Below are 17803 nucleotides of genomic sequence, written 5' to 3' on the forward strand. Positions count from 1 at the left end.
TCAATGAGTTCAATTGAAAACAGCATTATTACTGACATCGCATTAGCGCCAGAGGGGCACCTCAAAATTGACTGGGTTAGTGCCCACATGCCTGTATTGAACCGGATACGTGAGCAGTTTGAGAAAGAGCAGCCATTCAAAGGATTGAAAGTTACAATATCGCTCCACTTGGAAGCAAAGACTGCTTATTTGGCTAAAGTAGTAAAAGCTGGCGGTGCCGATGTAACCATTACGGGCAGCAACCCATTATCTACACAGGATGATGTATGTGCTGCATTGGTTGAGGACGGTATTACTGTATTTGCTAAATACAATCCGGAGCCAGCTGAATATAAGGAATTGCTGGTGAAATCACTTGAAAGCAAGCCAGACCTCATTATCGACGATGGCGGCGACTTGGTTACTCTTCTTCATACAGAGCGCGAGGATCTTCGTGTGAACGTTCGAGGCGGAGCTGAGGAAACAACGACGGGCATTATCCGTTTGAAGGCGATGGAGAAGGAAGGCAAGCTGCAGTTCCCTATGGTCGCTGTTAATGATGCGTATTGCAAATATTTATTTGATAACCGTTATGGTACTGGACAATCCGTATTTGATGGCATTAACCGCACGACTAATCTAGTTGTTGCAGGGAAAACCGTTGTTGTAGTTGGCTACGGCTGGTGCGGCAAAGGGGTTGCCATGCGGGCTAAAGGCATGGGCGCAAACGTAGTGGTGACGGAAATTGATGCAATCAAGGCTGTTGAAGCTTACATGGACGGATTTACCGTGCTGCCAATGATTGAGGCGGCAAAAGTAGGCGAACTGTTCATTACGGTAACAGGCAATAAAGATTGTATCCGTGACGAGCATTATGAAGTCATGAAGAACGGCGCTATTTTGTCCAATGCGGGACACTTTGACGTGGAGTTCAACAAGCCGCAGCTTGCTGCACGAGCAACAGAAATTCGGACCGTTCGCCGCAACATTGAAGAATATAAGCTGAAGGACGGACGCAGCATCTATGTGCTGGCAGAAGGCCGCCTTGTGAATCTAGCTGCAGGTGACGGACATCCAGCAGAAATTATGGATACGACATTTGCTTTGCAGGCGCTTGGACTTCGTTACGTGAACGAACAGTATAAAGCTCTTGGCAGCACAGTAGTTAATGTGCCGTACGAGCTGGATGAGCAGGTTGCTCGATTTAAATTAGATTCCTTGGGAATTAGCATTGATACGCTTACTGATGAGCAAATTGCTTATCTCGCCAGCTGGAATGAACATGAATAAATAGGAATACCAATGGAAGAAGGAACAGTCCCAAAAATCATGAAGATGATTTTTGGGACTGTTTTTTTCTTTGTTAGGCGGAAGGGATGAAGCGATCTGAATATCTAAGCTTCCAGGTTCTATCGCCTACGGAAAAGACGCCACTTGATTCTTTGGACACAGCGAATATGGCGGGACTTTATTATCCTGAATATGCAGGACAACTTCCCAACGAGACGATCAACACAATCGGATCGGGCGGCATTTATTCCACGGCGGAGGATTTAATCCGATTCTCGCAAGTTTTCACGGGAGAAGCGGAAGAAGTTTTGTCTCGTAAATCGGCTGCAGCCATGGCGCAAAATGAGTATAAGACGCCGTTGTGGCCTGATGATGCAGACAACTCAATCGAATACGGTCTTGGCTGGGACAGCGTCAATCTGTATCCCTTCAGCGAATATGGGATAAAGGCACTAACCAAAGGCGGGGATACGGTTCTCTATCACGCCTCCCTTGTTGTGCTTCCCGAGCTGGGCATAGCGGCAGCTGTCGTCTCTTCCGGCGGGGCAAGTACGACCGACCAGCTTTTGGCGAACGAAATCTTGCTTCAGGCGCTGAAGGAGAAAGGTATAATTGCTGAATTCAAGGCTGAGAAGTCCTACGGCACACCGGATATTGCCGATATGCCGAAGTCCATGCTGCAATATTCGGGAATCTATGGCTCATCACGTACATTGAAAAAAATAGATATTACCGAAAGTGGCATCATATCCGTTACTTCGAAGCAACCCGTTGCTCCACCCGAGAGCTACTATTATTCGGCAGACGGCACGTTCCGGAGTAGCGATGGGAATAGGGTGGTCAGCTTCGTGACGGAGGAGAACGGGCGTACCTACTTATGGCTTCGTCAATACGCTTCTATCACAAGTCTTGGGCAGATTGCTCTAGCTGTGTACAGCGCCGAGAAGCTCCAGCCCCAAGATCTTCCGGCAGAGACAATAGAGGCATGGGATAAGCGCGACGGGAAGAAGTATTATGTGCTGAATGAGAAGTACACATCGATTTCTTATTTGGCGTCCAAAATCTTTGAATTGAATGTGTCCACACAGTTACCAGGATACGTGTTGGATAACCGAATAACTGGCCCGAATTCAGCTGTCTCCGAATTGCAAATACCGGGAATGAATGGGCGGGATCTCACAAGCTATACGTTTTTTACACAGGAAGGCGTTGAGTACTTGAATTTGGGCGGGGTCATCTTAGTGAATGAGGATGCCGTGAAGCCTTCTAACTTCGCTAAAAAATCAACCGTTACGATTCAATCCGACGGATACGCACAATGGTATACGATAAGCGACGAAGACGGAGGTAAGACCATTAAGGTGAACATCCCCTTGAACGCTTCCTTCGCCGTTTATAATGCAACGGGATTATGCACCTACTTTAGTATTATCGGGGGCAAGGAACAGGTTGAGTTACCCGCGGGAGGCTCTATTGTTTTTGCTGGCAATGCCGGCACGAAATTCGAGATTTCAGCGCAATAACGTCACAATAGTCATTTCATAAAAGGCCCAGATATAGTCCTGCGCATAAGAAAGAAGTTTGATCAAGAAAAGTTGGTTGAACTAAAAGCATCCAGAAAAAAGTGCTTTGATTCATTCCAATAGTGAACATTCAACTAACAGAGAACGTTAGCTCAATGATGGCAGCGGAAGTCTAAGACTCTATTTTCGAGTCCTAAGATTTCCGCTGCCATCCTTTTCTATGGTCCGTCTAACACTTTATTTTCTCAAGACGACTAGCCTAGCTCAAAGGCCAGTTTATTAATAAATAAACGTGAGGCTTTAGGGAGATGCTCTACGTTCAAGCTTACCCAGCCTAGATGGACTGTCTTCTGTATTGGAAGCTCCAACTGGAGCTTGACGATATCTGAGGAGACAGAGTCAGTAAAGGAGAAATCCAGTCCTACGGTGATAGCCGAGCCTTCTGACACCGCCCTCAGTATGGCAACTGTATTGTTGGTGTAAAATAAAGTGTTCAGTTTGCCATAGGCCTCTTCAAACTGCTCGACATACCATTTCAGATAATCATCCTTATATAGAACGATTGGGTGATGCAGCAAATCCTCAGGTGTAATGGACTTTCTGAGGGCAAGGGGAGATTGCCTGCTCACACCAACGACGATTTTACCTTCCAAGAGCCTGCCGAAGGACAAGTTCGGTTTACGCTCTATCAAATCCTCGAATAATAGAATCAATCCAATATCCGCTCGATTATGCTGAATATCGTCAATAATCTCTGTCGTGCTTTTTTCTGTCATTTCCATCTGGATGAGCGGATAATCCCTTTTGAAGTTCACGATACTATTTATTAATAAGGATAAGGGGCCAGGAATAGAAGCAAGACGAAGCTCACCGGTTTGTATATCTGAGTATAATTGGGCCTCAAGCTTGAGCTCTTGCAGCTTGCTTAATACTTCGGCAGCTTTCTTAATAATGATAGATCCTTCAATAGTTGGAACGGTTCCATTTCTTGATCTTTTGAACAGGGTGACCTGAAGCTCATCTTCTAGATGAGAAATGGACTGGCTGACCGCAGATAATGTGACATGTCGGTTCTGGGAGGCGCTCGTTAATGAGCCTGTCTTGGCTACTTCTACGATAAGCTCTAATTGGTCAAGCTGGATAATAATCACTTCCTTATTCAACTATTTTAATTAAGTATAACTTAAGTTATACCTTATTTTGTTTAAATATACTTAATTAATAGATGGAAGTACAATAAGAATAGTTACCCGATGAATTAACCAACAGGAGGAATTAAGATGAATACAACAAGAGTAGCAGTGATCACTGGGGGAGCAAGCGGGATTGGTCGTGAGACCTGTATCAAATTCGCTAGCAAAGGCGACAGGGTAGTCGTAGCTGATTATAATGAAGCGGGCGGTCAAGAAACAGTTGAGCTGATTAAAAATGCGGGCGGAGAAGCGACGTTTGTAAAAGTCGATGTCTCCAAGCAAGAGGAAGTAGAAGCATTAGTCGAGGCAGCAGTGCAAGCATATGGCCGAATTGATGTTATGTTTAACAATGCAGGAATTGGTGGAGCAGGACCTGTGCTTGAGCAAAATATGGATTTGTATCACCGTACGATTGCAATTAACCAGCACGGTGTTGCTTATGGCATTATCGCAGCTGGCCGGAAGATGAAGGAGCTTGGTATCCGTGGTGTTATTATAAATACCGCATCCGTATTCGGATTTCTGGCTTCTTATGGAACCTTTGCTTATCACGCAACGAAAGGCGCGGTTATTATGATGAGTAAATCAGCTGCCCTAGAGCTTGCACCGCATGGCATTCGTGTCGTTGCTGTAGCGCCAGGCGCAGTGGATACCCCAATTATCCAAGGCTTCAAGGACAAAGGAATGCTCGATAGCATGCGTGCGAAAGTTATGGGCGGTGAATTGACCAAACCAGAGGTTGTAGCAGGCTCCGTATATCTTCTTTCCTTGGATGAGGCTGAAGCGATTACTGGCAGTGTTGTTATGGTGGATCAAGGTTTTGCTTCTTTTAAATAAGGAGGAAAGCATCCTGTTGATTTAGCTGGATTTCTAAGCGTTGTCTATATAGATGTAGAAGCGATTGTTCCCGGGATAGAAATCTGGGGAACAATCGTTTGAAATCTTTTTTCATAAAATCCTGCTCCCAGAGCAGGATTTTTATTTTTAGCGGCGAACTACTGTATCTTAGTGGGGAAAAGTGGAGCAAAGTGGTGAGTTTGGGGGAAGAGGTGGAGCGGCCTTATGTTTATGGGGGAATACCAACATAGCATTGATGAGAAAGGCCGAATTATTATTCCATCCAAATTCCGTGAATCGCTTGGCACCTCCTTCATTGCAACAAGAGGTCTTGATAACTGCTTATTCGTGTATCCGATGAGCGAGTGGAGCGTACTTGAGCAAAAGCTCAAAACGTTGCCGCTGATGAAGTCGGATGCTCGTGCGTTTACCCGGTTTTTCTTTTCCGGAGCAACGGAATGCGAATTGGATAAACAGGGAAGGGTAAACCTGCCAGGTCATCTCCGTGAATATGCCAAGCTGGATAAGGATTGCATGGTGCTTGGCGTATCCAGTCGAGTAGAAATATGGAGCAAGGCGACATGGGAAGGCTACTATGAGCAGTCAGAACAGACATTCAACGAAATTGCCGAGAAATTGGTTGATTTCGATTTCAACTTTTAGAATGGACAACGAGAATGGGAGGACAATAGCGTGTTTCAGCATATTACAGTGCTTTTGGAAGAGGCGGTTGAAGGCTTGGCGATCAAGCCCGGCGGCATATATGTCGACTGTACACTCGGCGGTGCGGGCCACAGCGAGCTTATCGCATCCCGCTTAAGCGATGGAGGGCGATTAATCGCGTTTGACCAAGATGATCTGGCGCTTAATAATGCTCGCGTTAAGCTAGCTCCCTATATGGATAAAGTGACGCTTGTCAAAAGCAATTTTCGCTATTTGGAAGAGATGCTGCTAACGTGCAATGTGCCTGTGGACGATAATGGGATTCCACAGGTGGATGGGATTTTATTCGATCTTGGCGTATCCAGCCCACAGCTGGATGAAGCCGATCGGGGCTTCAGCTACAATCATGACGCTCCGCTTGATATGAGAATGGATCAAGGAGGAGCGCTCACAGCCTTCGATATTGTCAATGGCTGGGAGGAACGTGAGATATCCCGTGTTCTCTCTCATTATGGCGAGGAGAAATTCGCTAGATCTATCGCTCGCAAAATTATTCAAGCTCGTGAGAAGGCACCCGTCGAGACGACGGGAGAGCTGGCTGAGCTGATTAAATCAGGAATACCAGCTGCAACGAGACGAACGGGAGGCCATCCTGCCAAACGGTCGTTTCAAGCACTGCGAATTGCGGTTAATGATGAACTTGGTGCGGAAGAAGAAGCGCTTGAACAGACGGTACGCTGCCTTGCTCCTGGAGGCAGAGCATCCGTTATTACGTTTCATTCGCTAGAGGATCGAATCTGCAAACAATTATTTGCGAAATATATTGAAAAATGCACTTGTCCGCCGGATTTCCCAATGTGTGTATGCGGCGGCACAGGAACGCTGCGGTTAGTTAACCGCAAGCCCATTGTTCCAAGCGAGCAGGAGCTGGAGCTTAATCAGCGCGCTCGTTCGGCCAAGCTGCGTGTCGCAGAAAAATTGTAGGTAGGGGAGGGTCTTTGCTTGGCTTATATCAATGGCAATTTGGCTTTGCAGCCAAAGCGCAAACCCGATAAAAAACCAGTCATTCGGGAAACGAAAAAAGTTGTTGTCAAACGAAAAACGATCCCGACGCAAGAAAAGCTGTTGTACATGCTCACTATTGTTTTTTGTGTTATAGTCGCAGGCGTTATTATTAATCAATTCTCCACAACCTATAATATGAACGTTGAGATTAAGCAGAAGACGAATGAGTATGAGGCATTGAACGTTGAAATCATCGAGCTCAAGAGACAAGTTGAGATGCTGAATGATCCTGCAAGAATTCGCAAGATGGCAGAGACACAAGGGATGGCTAGCACAGATGTGCCCGGCATTACCGTGAATACGGGAACTAATGGGACGTCCGCTACGCCTAATAGGTGATCAATATGGTGAAACGAATTAAAGTGCGCACACTGTTGTTTGGAGGGGTAATGACCCTCCTTTTTCTTGTTCTTATCGGTCGAATCTATTGGGTTCAGGTTGTCGATGGTGCGCAGTGGTATGAGATGGCGAAGAAACGATGGGTAGCGGAAGAAACGCTTGTAGCGAGCAGGGGCACGATAACGGATCGTTCCGGCAATGTTCTGGCAATGGATGCGCTCGCTTATACCGTAGCTGTTAATCCTGACATGATCAATAAGCTGGGAATTGAGGAAGATGTGATAGCTGGTCTTCATAAGCTGCTAGGGAAAGATGAGAGCGCGCTTCGCAAAATTGTAACGATGCAGAAAGACAACGGGGAATTCTATCAGCAGCGAGAGATTCATAAGGAAGGCTTGAAGATTGATAAGGAGCTGGCGGACAAAGTCAAGGCGCTCAGCGAAGAGCTGAAGAAGAAGCATGACAAGAAAGATGTCGGCATTTACTTAATGAATGATTCGAAGCGCTATTACCCGCGTCAAGAGCTCGCATCCCAAGTCATTGGCTATACCGATAAGCAAAATGAGGCGAAGACCGGCTTAGAGCTGTACTTCGATGATCTATTAAGAGGCGAGAATGGCCATCAAAAGTATCAGAAGGACGGCAAGCGGGTCCAATTAACGAATGGCGAGGTCGATTATAAGCCAGCCAAGGATGGCAAGGATATTGCTCTCACTATTGATACCGAGATTCAGAGCTACGTCGAGGAAGCCCTGAAGAAGATTCAGAAGGAATACAATCCAAAGACAATTACAGCCATTGCTGCTGATCCAAGCACGATGGAAATATTGGCCATTGCGAATATGCCATCTTTTAATCCTAATACGTATGAGCTTAATAATAATAATGTGGCCAATTATGCAGCACGGGCACTCTATGAGCCAGGTTCTACCTTTAAGATAGTAACGCTGGCTGCAGCAGTAGAAGAAGGCGTCTTCAATCCTGAAGAGAAATATGTCTCCGGTAGAATGGCTATCCGCGGTACGAAGGATGTTACGGACGTGAGGCGGCATTTGGGGACGATCACTTATTTGGAAGGCTTAAAGTATTCCAGTAACGTAGCCTTTGTTAAGCTGGGCCAGAAGATGGGCGGAGATAAGTTTCTCCAGTACGTCAACAACTTTGGCTTTGGGCAGAAAACAGGGATTGCTCTTGGAGGAGAATTGCCAGGCAGAATTAGTGTGAAGCCGAATAACGAGAGTGATATTGCCAGAGCTTCGTTCGGTCAAGGCGAGGTTCAAGTAACGCCGATCCAGCAGGTAGCGGCAGTGGCAGCTGTAGCTAATGGCGGTAAGCTCATGCAGCCGCAGCTGGTCAAAGAAATTTATGACCCGGTAACAGGGACGACCCAGAAGTTCGAGCCTAAGTTCGTGCGTCAAGTTATCTCCAAGGAATCCTCGCAAAAGGTAGGGGAATATTTGGAGCAGGTTGTATCGGACCGAGTCAATGGTACGGGTAAGAATGCTTATATTGAGGGCTATCGCGTAGCCGGCAAAACAGGTACGGCACAAAAGGTTATTGGCGGCAAGTACTCCCAATCGAAATTCGTGGTTTCGTTTATCGGCTATGCGCCTGTAGAAAATCCGAAAATCGTTTTGTATATCGTTGTCGATGAGCCGAATAACTCGCTCGTTGGCGGGGGAACCGTAGCTGCTCCTGCGTTCAAGGAAATTGTATATAAAAGCTTACGCCATATGGGGATTGCTCCTGATTATAAAGAGACGGAAGAACAGGCGGCCAGTCGAGAGGTTACGGTTCAATTGCCTGACATGAAAGATAAGAAAGTGTCCCAAGCAAAAACTGAGCTGAAAGCTCGTGCGCTGAGTTATGAAGTCGTTGGGAATGGGACGACTGTTATTCAACAAATTCCTGCGGCTGGAGATGCGGTTCATCCAACGCAGCGGATCTATCTCATTACTGAGCAGAAGGAAAAGCTGAAAGTACCGGATATGACGGGCATTTCCTTGCGGGATGCACTTGAAATTGCCTCCGTTCTTCGTATTCCAGTGAAGATCGAGGGTGAGGGCTATGTAGTCTCTCAAAAAGAAGAGCAGAAGAATGGCGCACGCCAATTGATTCTGCAATTGGAGCCTCCCTTGGGAGCGGGATCTGCTATAACTGGCTCTGAGACTGACGGAACAAGCAAGGAAGAGGATTCCACGGCTCAGAGTGACGTAGTTGAAGGCGAAGTGGAAGAAGAGGTGCCAGCGGAATAGCTGGAACCTATTTGTCTGCAGCCAAAGTGAACTAGCTTGTTCTATCCCCTCCTTGTCCTGAATAGGCTGGAAATGAGCGTCTCTGTACGCTCTGCCGAAGGATAAGGCGGAGGGGGAAAGGCAATGAAGGTTTCCAATGTAACGTTGCGTCGCCGATTGTTCATGGTGTTGATTATTGGTGTATTTGCTTTTTTGGCGTTAGTGATTAGGCTCTCCTATGTTCAATTATGGCAAGGCGAGCAGCTGTCAGCAAAGGCTGAAAATTCTTGGCGCCGTGATATTCCTTACGTAGCAAGAAGAGGTGAGATTTGGGATCGCAATGGCCTGAAGCTGGCCTACAACGTCAGCTCGCCTACCGTGTGGGCTATTCTCGCACAAGTAAAAGACAAGCCGGCGACAGCGAATACACTTGCGCCATTGCTTGATATGACGCCAGAGACGCTGCTCAAGTCTTTAAGCAAGAAGAAGACGATGCTGGTGAAGCTTGCGCCCGGCGGCAGGAAAATGACGATGGAAAAAGCGCAGAAGGTAAGAGAATTAGCTCTGCCTGGCATAGTGGTAGCTGAGGATAATAAGCGGTTCTATCCATTCGGGAACTTGGCCGCTCATGTGCTTGGATTCACAGGCATTGATAATCAAGGCTTGACTGGCGTAGAAGCCAAATATGATGATGAGCTGAGCGGTATCCCTGGCAACGTGTCCTTTCTATCTGATGCTAGAGGAAAGCAAATGCCGAATTCATCCGATATTTACGTGGAGCCTAAGGAAGGGCTTACGATGCAGCTCACTATAGACAAGCAGGTTCAAATGGTTATTGAGCGTGAGCTGGATCAAGCGATGACGCAGCTGCAAGCTGACAATATTATTGCAATTGCGATGGACCCTAATAATGGAGAAATACTTGGCATGGCAAGTAGACCGACGTTCGAGCCGGATAAATATAAAGAAGTGCCTACCGAGGTGTATAATCGCAACCTGCCAATTTGGATGACCTACGAGCCTGGCTCGACATTCAAGATTATTACGCTTGCTGCTGCTATAGAGGAAAATAAAGTTAATTTGAAAAACGAGATGTTTTTCGATCCAGGCGCCATTGAAGTAGGCGGGGCAAGGCTCCGCTGCTGGAAGAAGGGCGGGCATGGCAGCCAGACCTTCCTTGAGGTTGTGGAAAATTCATGCAATCCTGGTTTTGTCACACTAGGGCAAAGACTTGGCAAAGAAAAGCTTTTTGAGTATATTAAAAACTTCGGATTCGGTACAAAGACAGGGATTGATATCGGAGGAGAAGAAAACGGAATTATGTTCAAGCTTAGCCGCGTCGGTCCTGTAGAACTAGCAACGACTGCATTTGGTCAAGGGGTATCGGTAACGCCTATTCAACAGATTACAGCCGTATCGGCAGCGGTAAACGGCGGAACTCTCTATAAACCGCATGTAACGAAGGGCTGGATGAATCCTGAGACGGGCAAGATGGTACAGCAAACGCAGCCAGAGGCGGTTAGGCAAGTCATATCGGAGCAGACGTCCAAGCAGGTGCGTGAGGCGCTGGAAAGTGTAGTTGCCAAGGGTACAGGGCGTAATGCTTTTATTGATGGCTACAGGGTAGGCGGCAAGACAGGAACGGCGCAGAAGGTTGTCAACGGGCGATATTCAACGAATGAGCATATCGTTTCATTTATTGGCTTTGCTCCAGCGGATAACCCTCAGATCGTTATTTATGTGGCAGTCGATAACCCGCAAGGCATCCAGTTCGGGGGATTAGTGGCTGCGCCGATTGTAAAGAACATTATGGAAGATGCACTTTCTATCCTGCAAGTTCCGCCGCGTAAGGATCAGATTGGAAAAACGTATAAATACGGAGAGACGCCCATTGTAACCGTACCTAATCTGGTAGGGAAATCCGTATCAGATATTTATGAGGATATGAATATGAACTTCAATCTGACCTCTGCAGGATCGGGGAATACGGTCGTTCGCCAAGCCCCTGCTGCTGGCGCTAGAGTGGATAAAGGCTCGACGATAAGGATTTATTTGGGTGACGAAGATGATATAACGCATTCCCATTGACTATAATGATAGGTAACAGTACTTAGGAGGAATAGACATGCGATTAGCGGAATTGGCTGAACGCCTCATTACAGCAAGGCTTCAAGGTGCTGGCGATATAGAAGTAACAGGGATAGAGACAGATTCCCGTAAAGTGCAACCCGGCTATTTGTTCGTATGCCTGCCCGGTCATACCGTTGACGGACATGACTATGCGGCTCAAGCGGCTGAGAATGGCGCAACGGCTTTTGTAGTTGAGCGAGAGCTGCCCATTGCCGCACCGCAGCTAATTGTGAAGGATAGCAGATTGGCTATGGCTGTGCTTGCTGACCATTATTACGGACATCCCAGCCAATCCGTGCGATTAATCGGCGTAACGGGAACGAACGGAAAAACAACAACAACCTATTTAATAGAAAGAATATTGAATGATAACCAGCAAAGCGCTGGCGTTATCGGTACAGTCGAGATGCGTTATGCAGGGAAGTCATTCCCGATGTCCGGTACGACGCCGGAGTCGCTGCAGCTTCAGCAATACTTATCAGACATGCGCGATGCTGGAACGGCTTACTGCGCAATAGAGGTTTCCTCGCATGCACTGGAGCAGGGCCGAGTGAAGGGCTGCCGATTCAAGACAGCGATCTTCACGAATCTGACGCAGGATCATCTTGATTATCACGGTACGATGGAGCGTTATGCAGCAGCAAAGGGCTTGTTCTTCTCTCGCTTGGGCAATGTTTATCCTGCAAGTCAGCAGGATCGCTCCTTCGCCGTGCTGAATGCTGACGATGCGGCAGCTGAAACCTTCGCCAAGCTAACGTCTGCCGAGACGATTACTTATGGAATCGACAATGAAGCAGATATCCGGGCTTCGGCTATCCAGATTACCGCGCAGGGAACATCTTTCCATGTGCGGACGTTCCGTGGTGAAGCGGATATCACGTTGAAGATGGTTGGCAAATTCAATGTGTATAATGCACTCGCTGCAATAGCTGCTGCTCTAATAGAAGGAATCGAGCTGGAGTCAATAAAAGCAAGTCTCGAGGCGCTGCCTGGCGTGCCTGGACGGGTGGAATCGGTCGTTGCGGGCCAAGACTTCGCTGTCATTGTTGATTACGCACATACGCCCGACGGACTGGAAAATGTACTGAGCGCTGTAAAAGGGCTCAATCCATCAAGGCTCATTTGCGTGTTCGGCTGCGGGGGTGACCGTGATCGGACGAAGCGCCCTTTGATGGGCTCAATCGCTGCTCGTTACGCTGATTATGTGGTGGTTACTTCGGACAATCCTCGCACAGAGAACGCTGAGCTTATTTTGCGTGATATAGAAGCCGGACTATTGCAGGACCATATCTCAACGGACCGTTACGAGCTTCTGGCAGATCGACGCTCCGCAATTCAAAAAGCGGTTGAAATGGCAAGCTCCGGCGATGTAGTATTGATTGCGGGGAAAGGTCATGAGACTTATCAGGATATAAATGGTGTGAAGCATTCGTTTGATGACCGATTAGTAGCGCAAGAAGCGATAAGGGGAGCATTACAGTGATAAAACGTACATTGGAGCAAATTGCCCTCATGTGCGGCGCCAAGCCGAACACGAAGGAAACTCAAATTAAAATTGAAGGGGTAGGAACAGACTCCCGCCGCGTGCAGCAAGGGTCTTTGTTCGTGCCGCTTGTAGGTGATAAGTTCGACGGACATCAATATGTCGAGCAAGCTCTGCGTGACGGAGCTTCTGCTGCATTATGGGAAGCGGGCCGTGAAGTGCCGGCTGAGCTGGCTGACGCGCCATTATTGTTTGTGAAGAATACATTGGAGGCGCTCCAGCAGTTAGCTTCTGCCTACCGAGATGAGCTGTATGTGCGAGTAATTGGCATTACAGGCAGCAACGGCAAGACGACGACGAAGGATATGGTCGCCGCTATTCTTGGAACGGTAATGAAGGTGCATAAGACGGAAGGGAATTTGAATAATCATATCGGCTTGCCGCTTACAGTGCTGCAATTAGATGAAGATACGGATGCTGCTGTGCTTGAGATGGGCATGAGCGGCTTCGGAGAGATCGAGCTGCTGACGAAGATTGCGAAGCCTGATATTGCTGTTATAACGAATATTGGAGATGCCCATTTGCTTCAACTAGGCTCAAGAGCAGGAATTGCCAAGGCCAAGCTGGAGATTGCGATTGGGCTGCAAAGCGGAGGCCTTCTGCTGTATAACGGAGATGAACCGTTATTGGAAGATGAATTGAAACAGATGAGCCAGCCGGAAGGGCTGGAGAAACAGACCTTCGGCCTTGCCGATAGCAATGCTTGGTCAGCTTCAGGCATTGGAATTGGAGCTGTATCCTCAACCTTTACCTTGCATCGCCAAGGACAGGCGACTTCTTCTGCACCATATACGATACCGGTGCCCGGTACGCATAATGTGAGCAATGCATTGGCTGCAATTGCCGTTGCCCGCAGGCTGGGACTATCGGAGGCTGATATCAAAGAGGGCCTCAGCGGGCTCAAGCTGACCGGGATGCGCATTCAGCCTGTTGAAGCGTATAATGGGGCGATGATTCTTAATGATGCTTATAACGCCAACCCGACAGCGGTACGCGCTGCCATTGATCTTGTGGAGCAGCTGGACGGTTTCCGCAAAAAATGGATTGTGCTCGGCGATATGCTGGAGCTGGGACCGGATGAAGCGGCGCTTCATTATGAGGTTGGGGCTTATATTACGCCGCAGAAGGCAGCGGCCGTTCTTACGTTTGGAGAGCTCTCCAAGAAAACAGCCGAAGGGGCGAAGTCACAATTCCCGGCGGGCGAGAAGGAAGAGAACATCCTTCATTTTGATGATAAAGGGAAGTTAGCAGAATGGTTAAGACAGCAATTGGAGCCTGCGGACCTTGTGCTTGTCAAAGGATCAAGAGGCATGCGTATGGAACAAATTATCGAAGCATTGGAAGTGAGGTGAGGAAATGGACATGATGGTCATCTTATTTTCATTAGGCACTTCTTTTCTTATAGCAGTTCTACTCGGACCATTGTTCATTCCACTCCTCCGGCGAATGAAATTCGGTCAGCAGATTAGGGTCGATGGCCCTCAAAGCCATCTGAAGAAGAGCGGTACCCCAACTATGGGCGGTATTATTATTATGTTGGCGCTGCTAATTGCTTTCTTGAAATTTTCGGATAAGAGCGCTGAATTCTGGGTGCTGCTTACGGCATCTTTGGGCTTTGGCCTAGTCGGGTTTTTGGATGATTATATCAAAATCGTATTTAAGCGTTCCTTGGGATTGACCGCAAGGCAGAAGCTGTTCGGACAGCTGCTATTCTCCGTCATCGTATGTGCGCAGCTGTACAATATGAATCATAGTACCGCTATTTCAATTCCTGGTACTGGACTAGGCTTCGATTTAGGCTGGTTCTATTATCCATTAGTCGTTATTATTTTATTTGGGGCCAGCAATTCCGTTAATTTCACGGATGGCGTGGATGGCTTGTTGTCTGGTACGAGTGCGATTGCGTTCGGAGCATTCATGATTATTGCGCTTCAGGCATCTGCTTATGAATCCGCTGTGTTCTCGGCAGCCATGATTGGTGCAGTGCTGGGCTTTTTAATCTACAATGCACATCCAGCCAAAGTATTCATGGGCGATACAGGTTCGCTTGGCATAGGCGGGGGAATCGCTGCTGTTGCTATTCTTACGAAGGCAGAGCTATTGCTCGTTATTATCGGGGGCGTGTTCGTGCTTGAGATGCTGTCGGTTATTTTGCAGGTAGGCTCCTTCAAGCTCCGCGGCAAGCGCATCTTCAAGATGAGTCCCATTCATCATCACTTTGAATTGTCAGGCTGGTCTGAATGGCGCGTCGTAACGGTCTTCTGGGCGGTTGGACTTGTGCTTGCGGCAATAGGCCTGCTTCTGGCAAAGGTTTTCTAATGACAGCTAACGTTTATTCATAAAAAGGAGAGGTATGTATGAATCATCCGGCGTCTTACCGGAATCGCAAAGTTGCCGTGCTTGGCTTGGCAAGAAGCGGTGTTAGTGTAGCGAAAGTGTTTCATGCCTTGGGTGCCGAGGTAATTGTTAATGATAAAAAAGAGCGTGAATTATGCCCCGAAGCGGATGAGTTAATCGCTTTGGGCATTTCTGTGCTATGCGGTTACCATCCCGATGATCTGATTACGAAGGATACGGCTCTGCTGATCAAGAATCCAGGCATTCCTTATTCTGCCGACCCTGTCCGTGTGGCGCAGGAATTAGGCGTGGAGGTAGTGACTGAGGTTGAGGTCGCTTATTGGCTGTCGCCAGCGCCGATTATCGGGATCACCGGCTCGAACGGCAAGACAACCACGACGACATGGATCGGTGAGCTGCTTACAGAAGCAGGCTTGAATCCGATTATTGCTGGGAATATTGGAACGCCGCTGTGCGAGGCCGCGAATGAAGCGAGCAAGGACAATTGGATCGTTGCAGAACTCAGCAGCTTTCAATTGAAGGGCACGGCGGCTTTTCGCCCAAAAGTTGCTCTTCTATTGAATATTGTGGAGACTCATCTGGACTATCACGGAGGCATGGAGGATTATATTGCCTCGAAGCTTAAGCTGTTCGCGAATATGACGGAAGAGGATACAGCCGTTCTTAATTGGGATGATGCGGAGTGCAGAAAAGCAGCTCAGCATATCACTGCACGGTTCCTGCCGTTCTCGCTGTATGAAAGCCTCGAGGAAGGCATCTGCATAGAGCCCCCCTTTGTTCAAGGAGAAGAGGCAGGGACGGGGGTTAGGCAGATCGTCTGGCGCCGCAAAGCAGCAGATGATGTAGTCATAGTTCCAGTTGATGAACTGGGCATACCAGGCCGTCATAATGCAGCTAATGCCCTTGCCGCGATTGCGGCTTGTATAGCAGCCGGCGCTGAGCCAAGCAAGCTTGCTGCGCCACTGCGAGCATTCAGGGGCGTTGAGCATCGACTGGAGTATGTGGGTGAAGTGAACGGGGTTAACTACTATAACGATTCCAAGGCAACGAATCCAACGGCAACGATTATGTCAATTGGTTCCTTGACGGCTCCAATTGTCCTGATCGCTGGCGGTCTGGATCGCGGCTCTGATTATATGGAGCTGCTGCCCTTGTTCCGTGATCGTCTGAAGGGGCTGGTCACGCTTGGAGAAACGAGAGAAAAGCTCGGGAACGTCGCGGAGCAAGCAGGTTTAGCCAATGTCCGTTTGGTCGAACCTGAAGAGGACGCCGAGTCTACGCTGCGCGAAGCGGTACGGCAAGCAGCCTCTCTTGCAGAGCCGGGTGATATCGTATTATTGTCGCCTGCTTGTGCAAGTTGGGACATGTTTAAGTCTTATGAGCAACGCGGGCGCATTTTTAAAAATTCGGCGCATACCTTGTAAGTAGGGGGCTCGTCCCTACTTACGCATGCTAAGAGGTGTGTTCGCTATGGCCAAAGCCAGGTCCGCCCCGGACGTATGGATGATCGTTTCAATCGCGCTCATTCTGACCATCGGTCTAATAATGGTATACAGCGCGAGCGCCGTGCTCGCTTTCCATGAGTTCGGCGATCGGTTCTATTATGTGAAACGTCAGCTGTTATTTGCCGGTTTGGGTGTCGGTGCATTGCTATTTACGATGAATGCCAATTATTTGATGTGGAAAAATTGGGCGAAGGTCGCACTAATTGTTTGCTTCGTATTGCTGGTTATCGTATTGATTCCCGGTGTTGGCGTAGTGCGCGGGGGAGCAAGAAGCTGGCTTGGCATCAGCTCCTTCGGTATTCAACCATCCGAGTTCATGAAGCTGGCAATGATCTTGTTCCTTGCCAAGTGGCTGTCTGAGAAGCAGCAGACGATCACGCTGTTTACGAAAGGGCTGCTTCCGCCGCTTGGTCTTGTCGGCCTAGCCTTCGGTCTTATTATGCTGCAGCCGGATCTGGGCTCAGGCGCTGTTATGGTTGGTGCAGCCCTGCTGCTTATCTTCACGGCAGGAGCAAGAATTGCACATTTGGCTTCACTTGGGATAGGCGGGGCTGCTGGCTTAGTCGCCCTGATCATAGCCGAGCCATATCGGCTTAAGCGAATAACAGGCTTTCTTGATCCGTGGGCTGATCCGCTAGGCTCTGGCTATCAAATTATTCAATCGCTCTATGCGATAGGGCCGGGTGGTTTAGTTGGATTGGGGCTTGGGATGAGCCGACAGAAATTTAGTTACTTGCCTGAGCCGCAGACAGATTTTATTTTCTCAATCGTGGCTGAGGAATTGGGCTTTATAGGTGGTTCTGCTCTTATCCTGCTTTTTCTGATTCTCGTATGGCGAGGGATCAGAACGGCTATTGCAGCTCCGGATACGTTCGGCAGCCTGCTTGCTGTAGGTATAACGAGCATTATAGGTGTACAAGTTCTGATTAATATTGGTGTGGTCATCGGGATGATGCCTGTCACGGGCATTACATTGCCGCTCATCAGCTACGGGGGCTCATCGCTAACGCTGCTGCTGACGGCACTCGGCATCCTGCTTAATATATCTCGTTATTCGAGATAGAGGATTTGAACGTTATGAGGATGGTCGACAGGGTGCTGTGTTTTACGCGGCGCCTGGCGTCCATTTTGTGCTTTATATAAA

Annotated in this window: 14 protein-coding genes; 13 read left to right on the forward strand and 1 reads right to left on the reverse strand. The window is 48.2% G+C overall.

Annotated features, from left to right (window positions below; genetic code table 11):
• Nucleotides 1-3 precede the first annotated feature (3 nt).
• Both AC50YO_RS06385 and AC50YO_RS06390 read left to right on the forward strand, forming a co-directional pair.
• A complete protein-coding gene (locus AC50YO_RS06385) occupies nucleotides 4-1269 on the forward strand; it encodes an adenosylhomocysteinase (RefSeq protein WP_494844622.1) in 1266 nt (421 codons plus the stop codon).
• Between the two features lie 86 nt (nucleotides 1270-1355).
• Nucleotides 1356-2792, forward strand: a complete 1437-nt coding sequence (locus AC50YO_RS06390; RefSeq protein WP_494844625.1) for a serine hydrolase — start codon at nucleotides 1356-1358, stop codon at nucleotides 2790-2792.
• A 254-nt stretch (nucleotides 2793-3046) separates the two neighbouring features.
• Here AC50YO_RS06390 and AC50YO_RS06395 read toward each other — a convergent pair whose 3' ends face one another.
• The gene (locus tag AC50YO_RS06395; RefSeq protein ID WP_494844629.1) at nucleotides 3047-3955 is read right to left on the reverse strand and encodes a LysR family transcriptional regulator; all 909 of its coding nucleotides are present in this window, start codon (nucleotides 3953-3955) and stop codon (nucleotides 3047-3049) included.
• Between the two features lie 117 nt (nucleotides 3956-4072).
• On the opposite strand from AC50YO_RS06395, the gene AC50YO_RS06400 reads away from it, so the two are divergent.
• The 11 genes from AC50YO_RS06400 (at nucleotide 4073) to spoVE (ending at nucleotide 17722) form a co-directional block, all read left to right on the forward strand.
• Nucleotides 4073-4822, forward strand: coding sequence for an SDR family NAD(P)-dependent oxidoreductase (locus tag AC50YO_RS06400; RefSeq protein WP_494844632.1), 750 nt, complete (start codon nucleotides 4073-4075; stop codon nucleotides 4820-4822).
• A 225-nt stretch (nucleotides 4823-5047) separates the two neighbouring features.
• Entirely contained in the window at nucleotides 5048-5485 is a 438-nt protein-coding gene (gene mraZ / locus AC50YO_RS06405; protein WP_494844634.1) for a division/cell wall cluster transcriptional repressor MraZ, read from the forward strand.
• Nucleotides 5486-5515: 30 nt separating this feature from the next.
• Nucleotides 5516-6469 (forward strand): 16S rRNA (cytosine(1402)-N(4))-methyltransferase RsmH, encoded by a 954-nt coding sequence (gene rsmH, locus AC50YO_RS06410; RefSeq protein ID WP_494844637.1) that lies wholly within the window; start codon nucleotides 5516-5518, stop codon nucleotides 6467-6469.
• Nucleotides 6470-6487: 18 nt separating this feature from the next.
• Complete coding sequence (locus tag AC50YO_RS06415; protein WP_494844640.1) at nucleotides 6488-6889, forward strand: FtsL-like putative cell division protein; 402 nt, start codon at nucleotides 6488-6490, stop codon at nucleotides 6887-6889.
• A gap of 5 nt (nucleotides 6890-6894) precedes the next feature.
• Nucleotides 6895-9144, forward strand: a complete 2250-nt coding sequence (locus AC50YO_RS06420; RefSeq protein WP_494844642.1) for a penicillin-binding transpeptidase domain-containing protein — start codon at nucleotides 6895-6897, stop codon at nucleotides 9142-9144.
• 123 nt (nucleotides 9145-9267) lie between these two features.
• On the forward strand, nucleotides 9268-11211 hold the full coding sequence (locus AC50YO_RS06425) for a stage V sporulation protein D (protein ID WP_494844644.1): 1944 nt from the start codon (nucleotides 9268-9270) through the stop codon (nucleotides 11209-11211).
• Nucleotides 11212-11248: 37 nt separating this feature from the next.
• Nucleotides 11249-12736 (forward strand): UDP-N-acetylmuramoyl-L-alanyl-D-glutamate--2,6-diaminopimelate ligase, encoded by a 1488-nt coding sequence (locus AC50YO_RS06430; protein ID WP_494844646.1) that lies wholly within the window; start codon nucleotides 11249-11251, stop codon nucleotides 12734-12736.
• A complete protein-coding gene (locus AC50YO_RS06435; RefSeq protein WP_494844648.1) occupies nucleotides 12733-14148 on the forward strand; it encodes a UDP-N-acetylmuramoyl-tripeptide--D-alanyl-D-alanine ligase in 1416 nt (471 codons plus the stop codon). Before AC50YO_RS06430 ends, AC50YO_RS06435 begins: the two co-directional genes overlap by 4 nt.
• 4 nt (nucleotides 14149-14152) lie before the next feature.
• Nucleotides 14153-15115 carry a phospho-N-acetylmuramoyl-pentapeptide-transferase gene (gene mraY / locus AC50YO_RS06440; RefSeq protein WP_494844650.1) on the forward strand — a complete coding sequence of 321 codons (963 nt, stop codon included), beginning with the start codon at nucleotides 14153-14155 and terminating at the stop codon, nucleotides 15113-15115.
• A 38-nt stretch (nucleotides 15116-15153) separates the two neighbouring features.
• Nucleotides 15154-16578: a UDP-N-acetylmuramoyl-L-alanine--D-glutamate ligase gene (gene murD, locus AC50YO_RS06445; protein WP_494844653.1), complete on the forward strand. Its 1425-nt coding sequence runs from the start codon at nucleotides 15154-15156 to the stop codon at nucleotides 16576-16578.
• A 46-nt stretch (nucleotides 16579-16624) separates the two neighbouring features.
• Nucleotides 16625-17722, forward strand: coding sequence for a stage V sporulation protein E (gene spoVE / locus AC50YO_RS06450; RefSeq protein ID WP_494844655.1), 1098 nt, complete (start codon nucleotides 16625-16627; stop codon nucleotides 17720-17722).
• The last annotated feature ends 81 nt before the right edge of the window (nucleotides 17723-17803 follow it).

The organism is Paenibacillus sp. J22P59, from assembly GCF_059383895.1.

Bases quoted from the DNA above. Each gene is read 5' to 3' on its own strand.
- AC50YO_RS06385 (WP_494844622.1), top strand. From the start codon at position 4: ATGAGTTCAATTGAAAACAGCATTATTACTGACATCGCATTAGCGCCA.
- AC50YO_RS06390 (WP_494844625.1), top strand. From the start codon at position 1,356: ATGAAGCGATCTGAATATCTAAGCTTCCAGGTTCTATCGCCTACGGAA.
- AC50YO_RS06400 (WP_494844632.1), top strand. From the start codon at position 4,073: ATGAATACAACAAGAGTAGCAGTGATCACTGGGGGAGCAAGCGGGATT.
- mraZ (WP_494844634.1), top strand. From the start codon at position 5,048: ATGTTTATGGGGGAATACCAACATAGCATTGATGAGAAAGGCCGAATT.
- AC50YO_RS06420 (WP_494844642.1), top strand. From the start codon at position 6,895: ATGGTGAAACGAATTAAAGTGCGCACACTGTTGTTTGGAGGGGTAATG.
- AC50YO_RS06425 (WP_494844644.1), top strand. From the start codon at position 9,268: ATGAAGGTTTCCAATGTAACGTTGCGTCGCCGATTGTTCATGGTGTTG.
- AC50YO_RS06430 (WP_494844646.1), top strand. From the start codon at position 11,249: ATGCGATTAGCGGAATTGGCTGAACGCCTCATTACAGCAAGGCTTCAA.
- mraY (WP_494844650.1), top strand. From the start codon at position 14,153: ATGGACATGATGGTCATCTTATTTTCATTAGGCACTTCTTTTCTTATA.
- murD (WP_494844653.1), top strand. From the start codon at position 15,154: ATGAATCATCCGGCGTCTTACCGGAATCGCAAAGTTGCCGTGCTTGGC.
- spoVE (WP_494844655.1), top strand. From the start codon at position 16,625: ATGGCCAAAGCCAGGTCCGCCCCGGACGTATGGATGATCGTTTCAATC.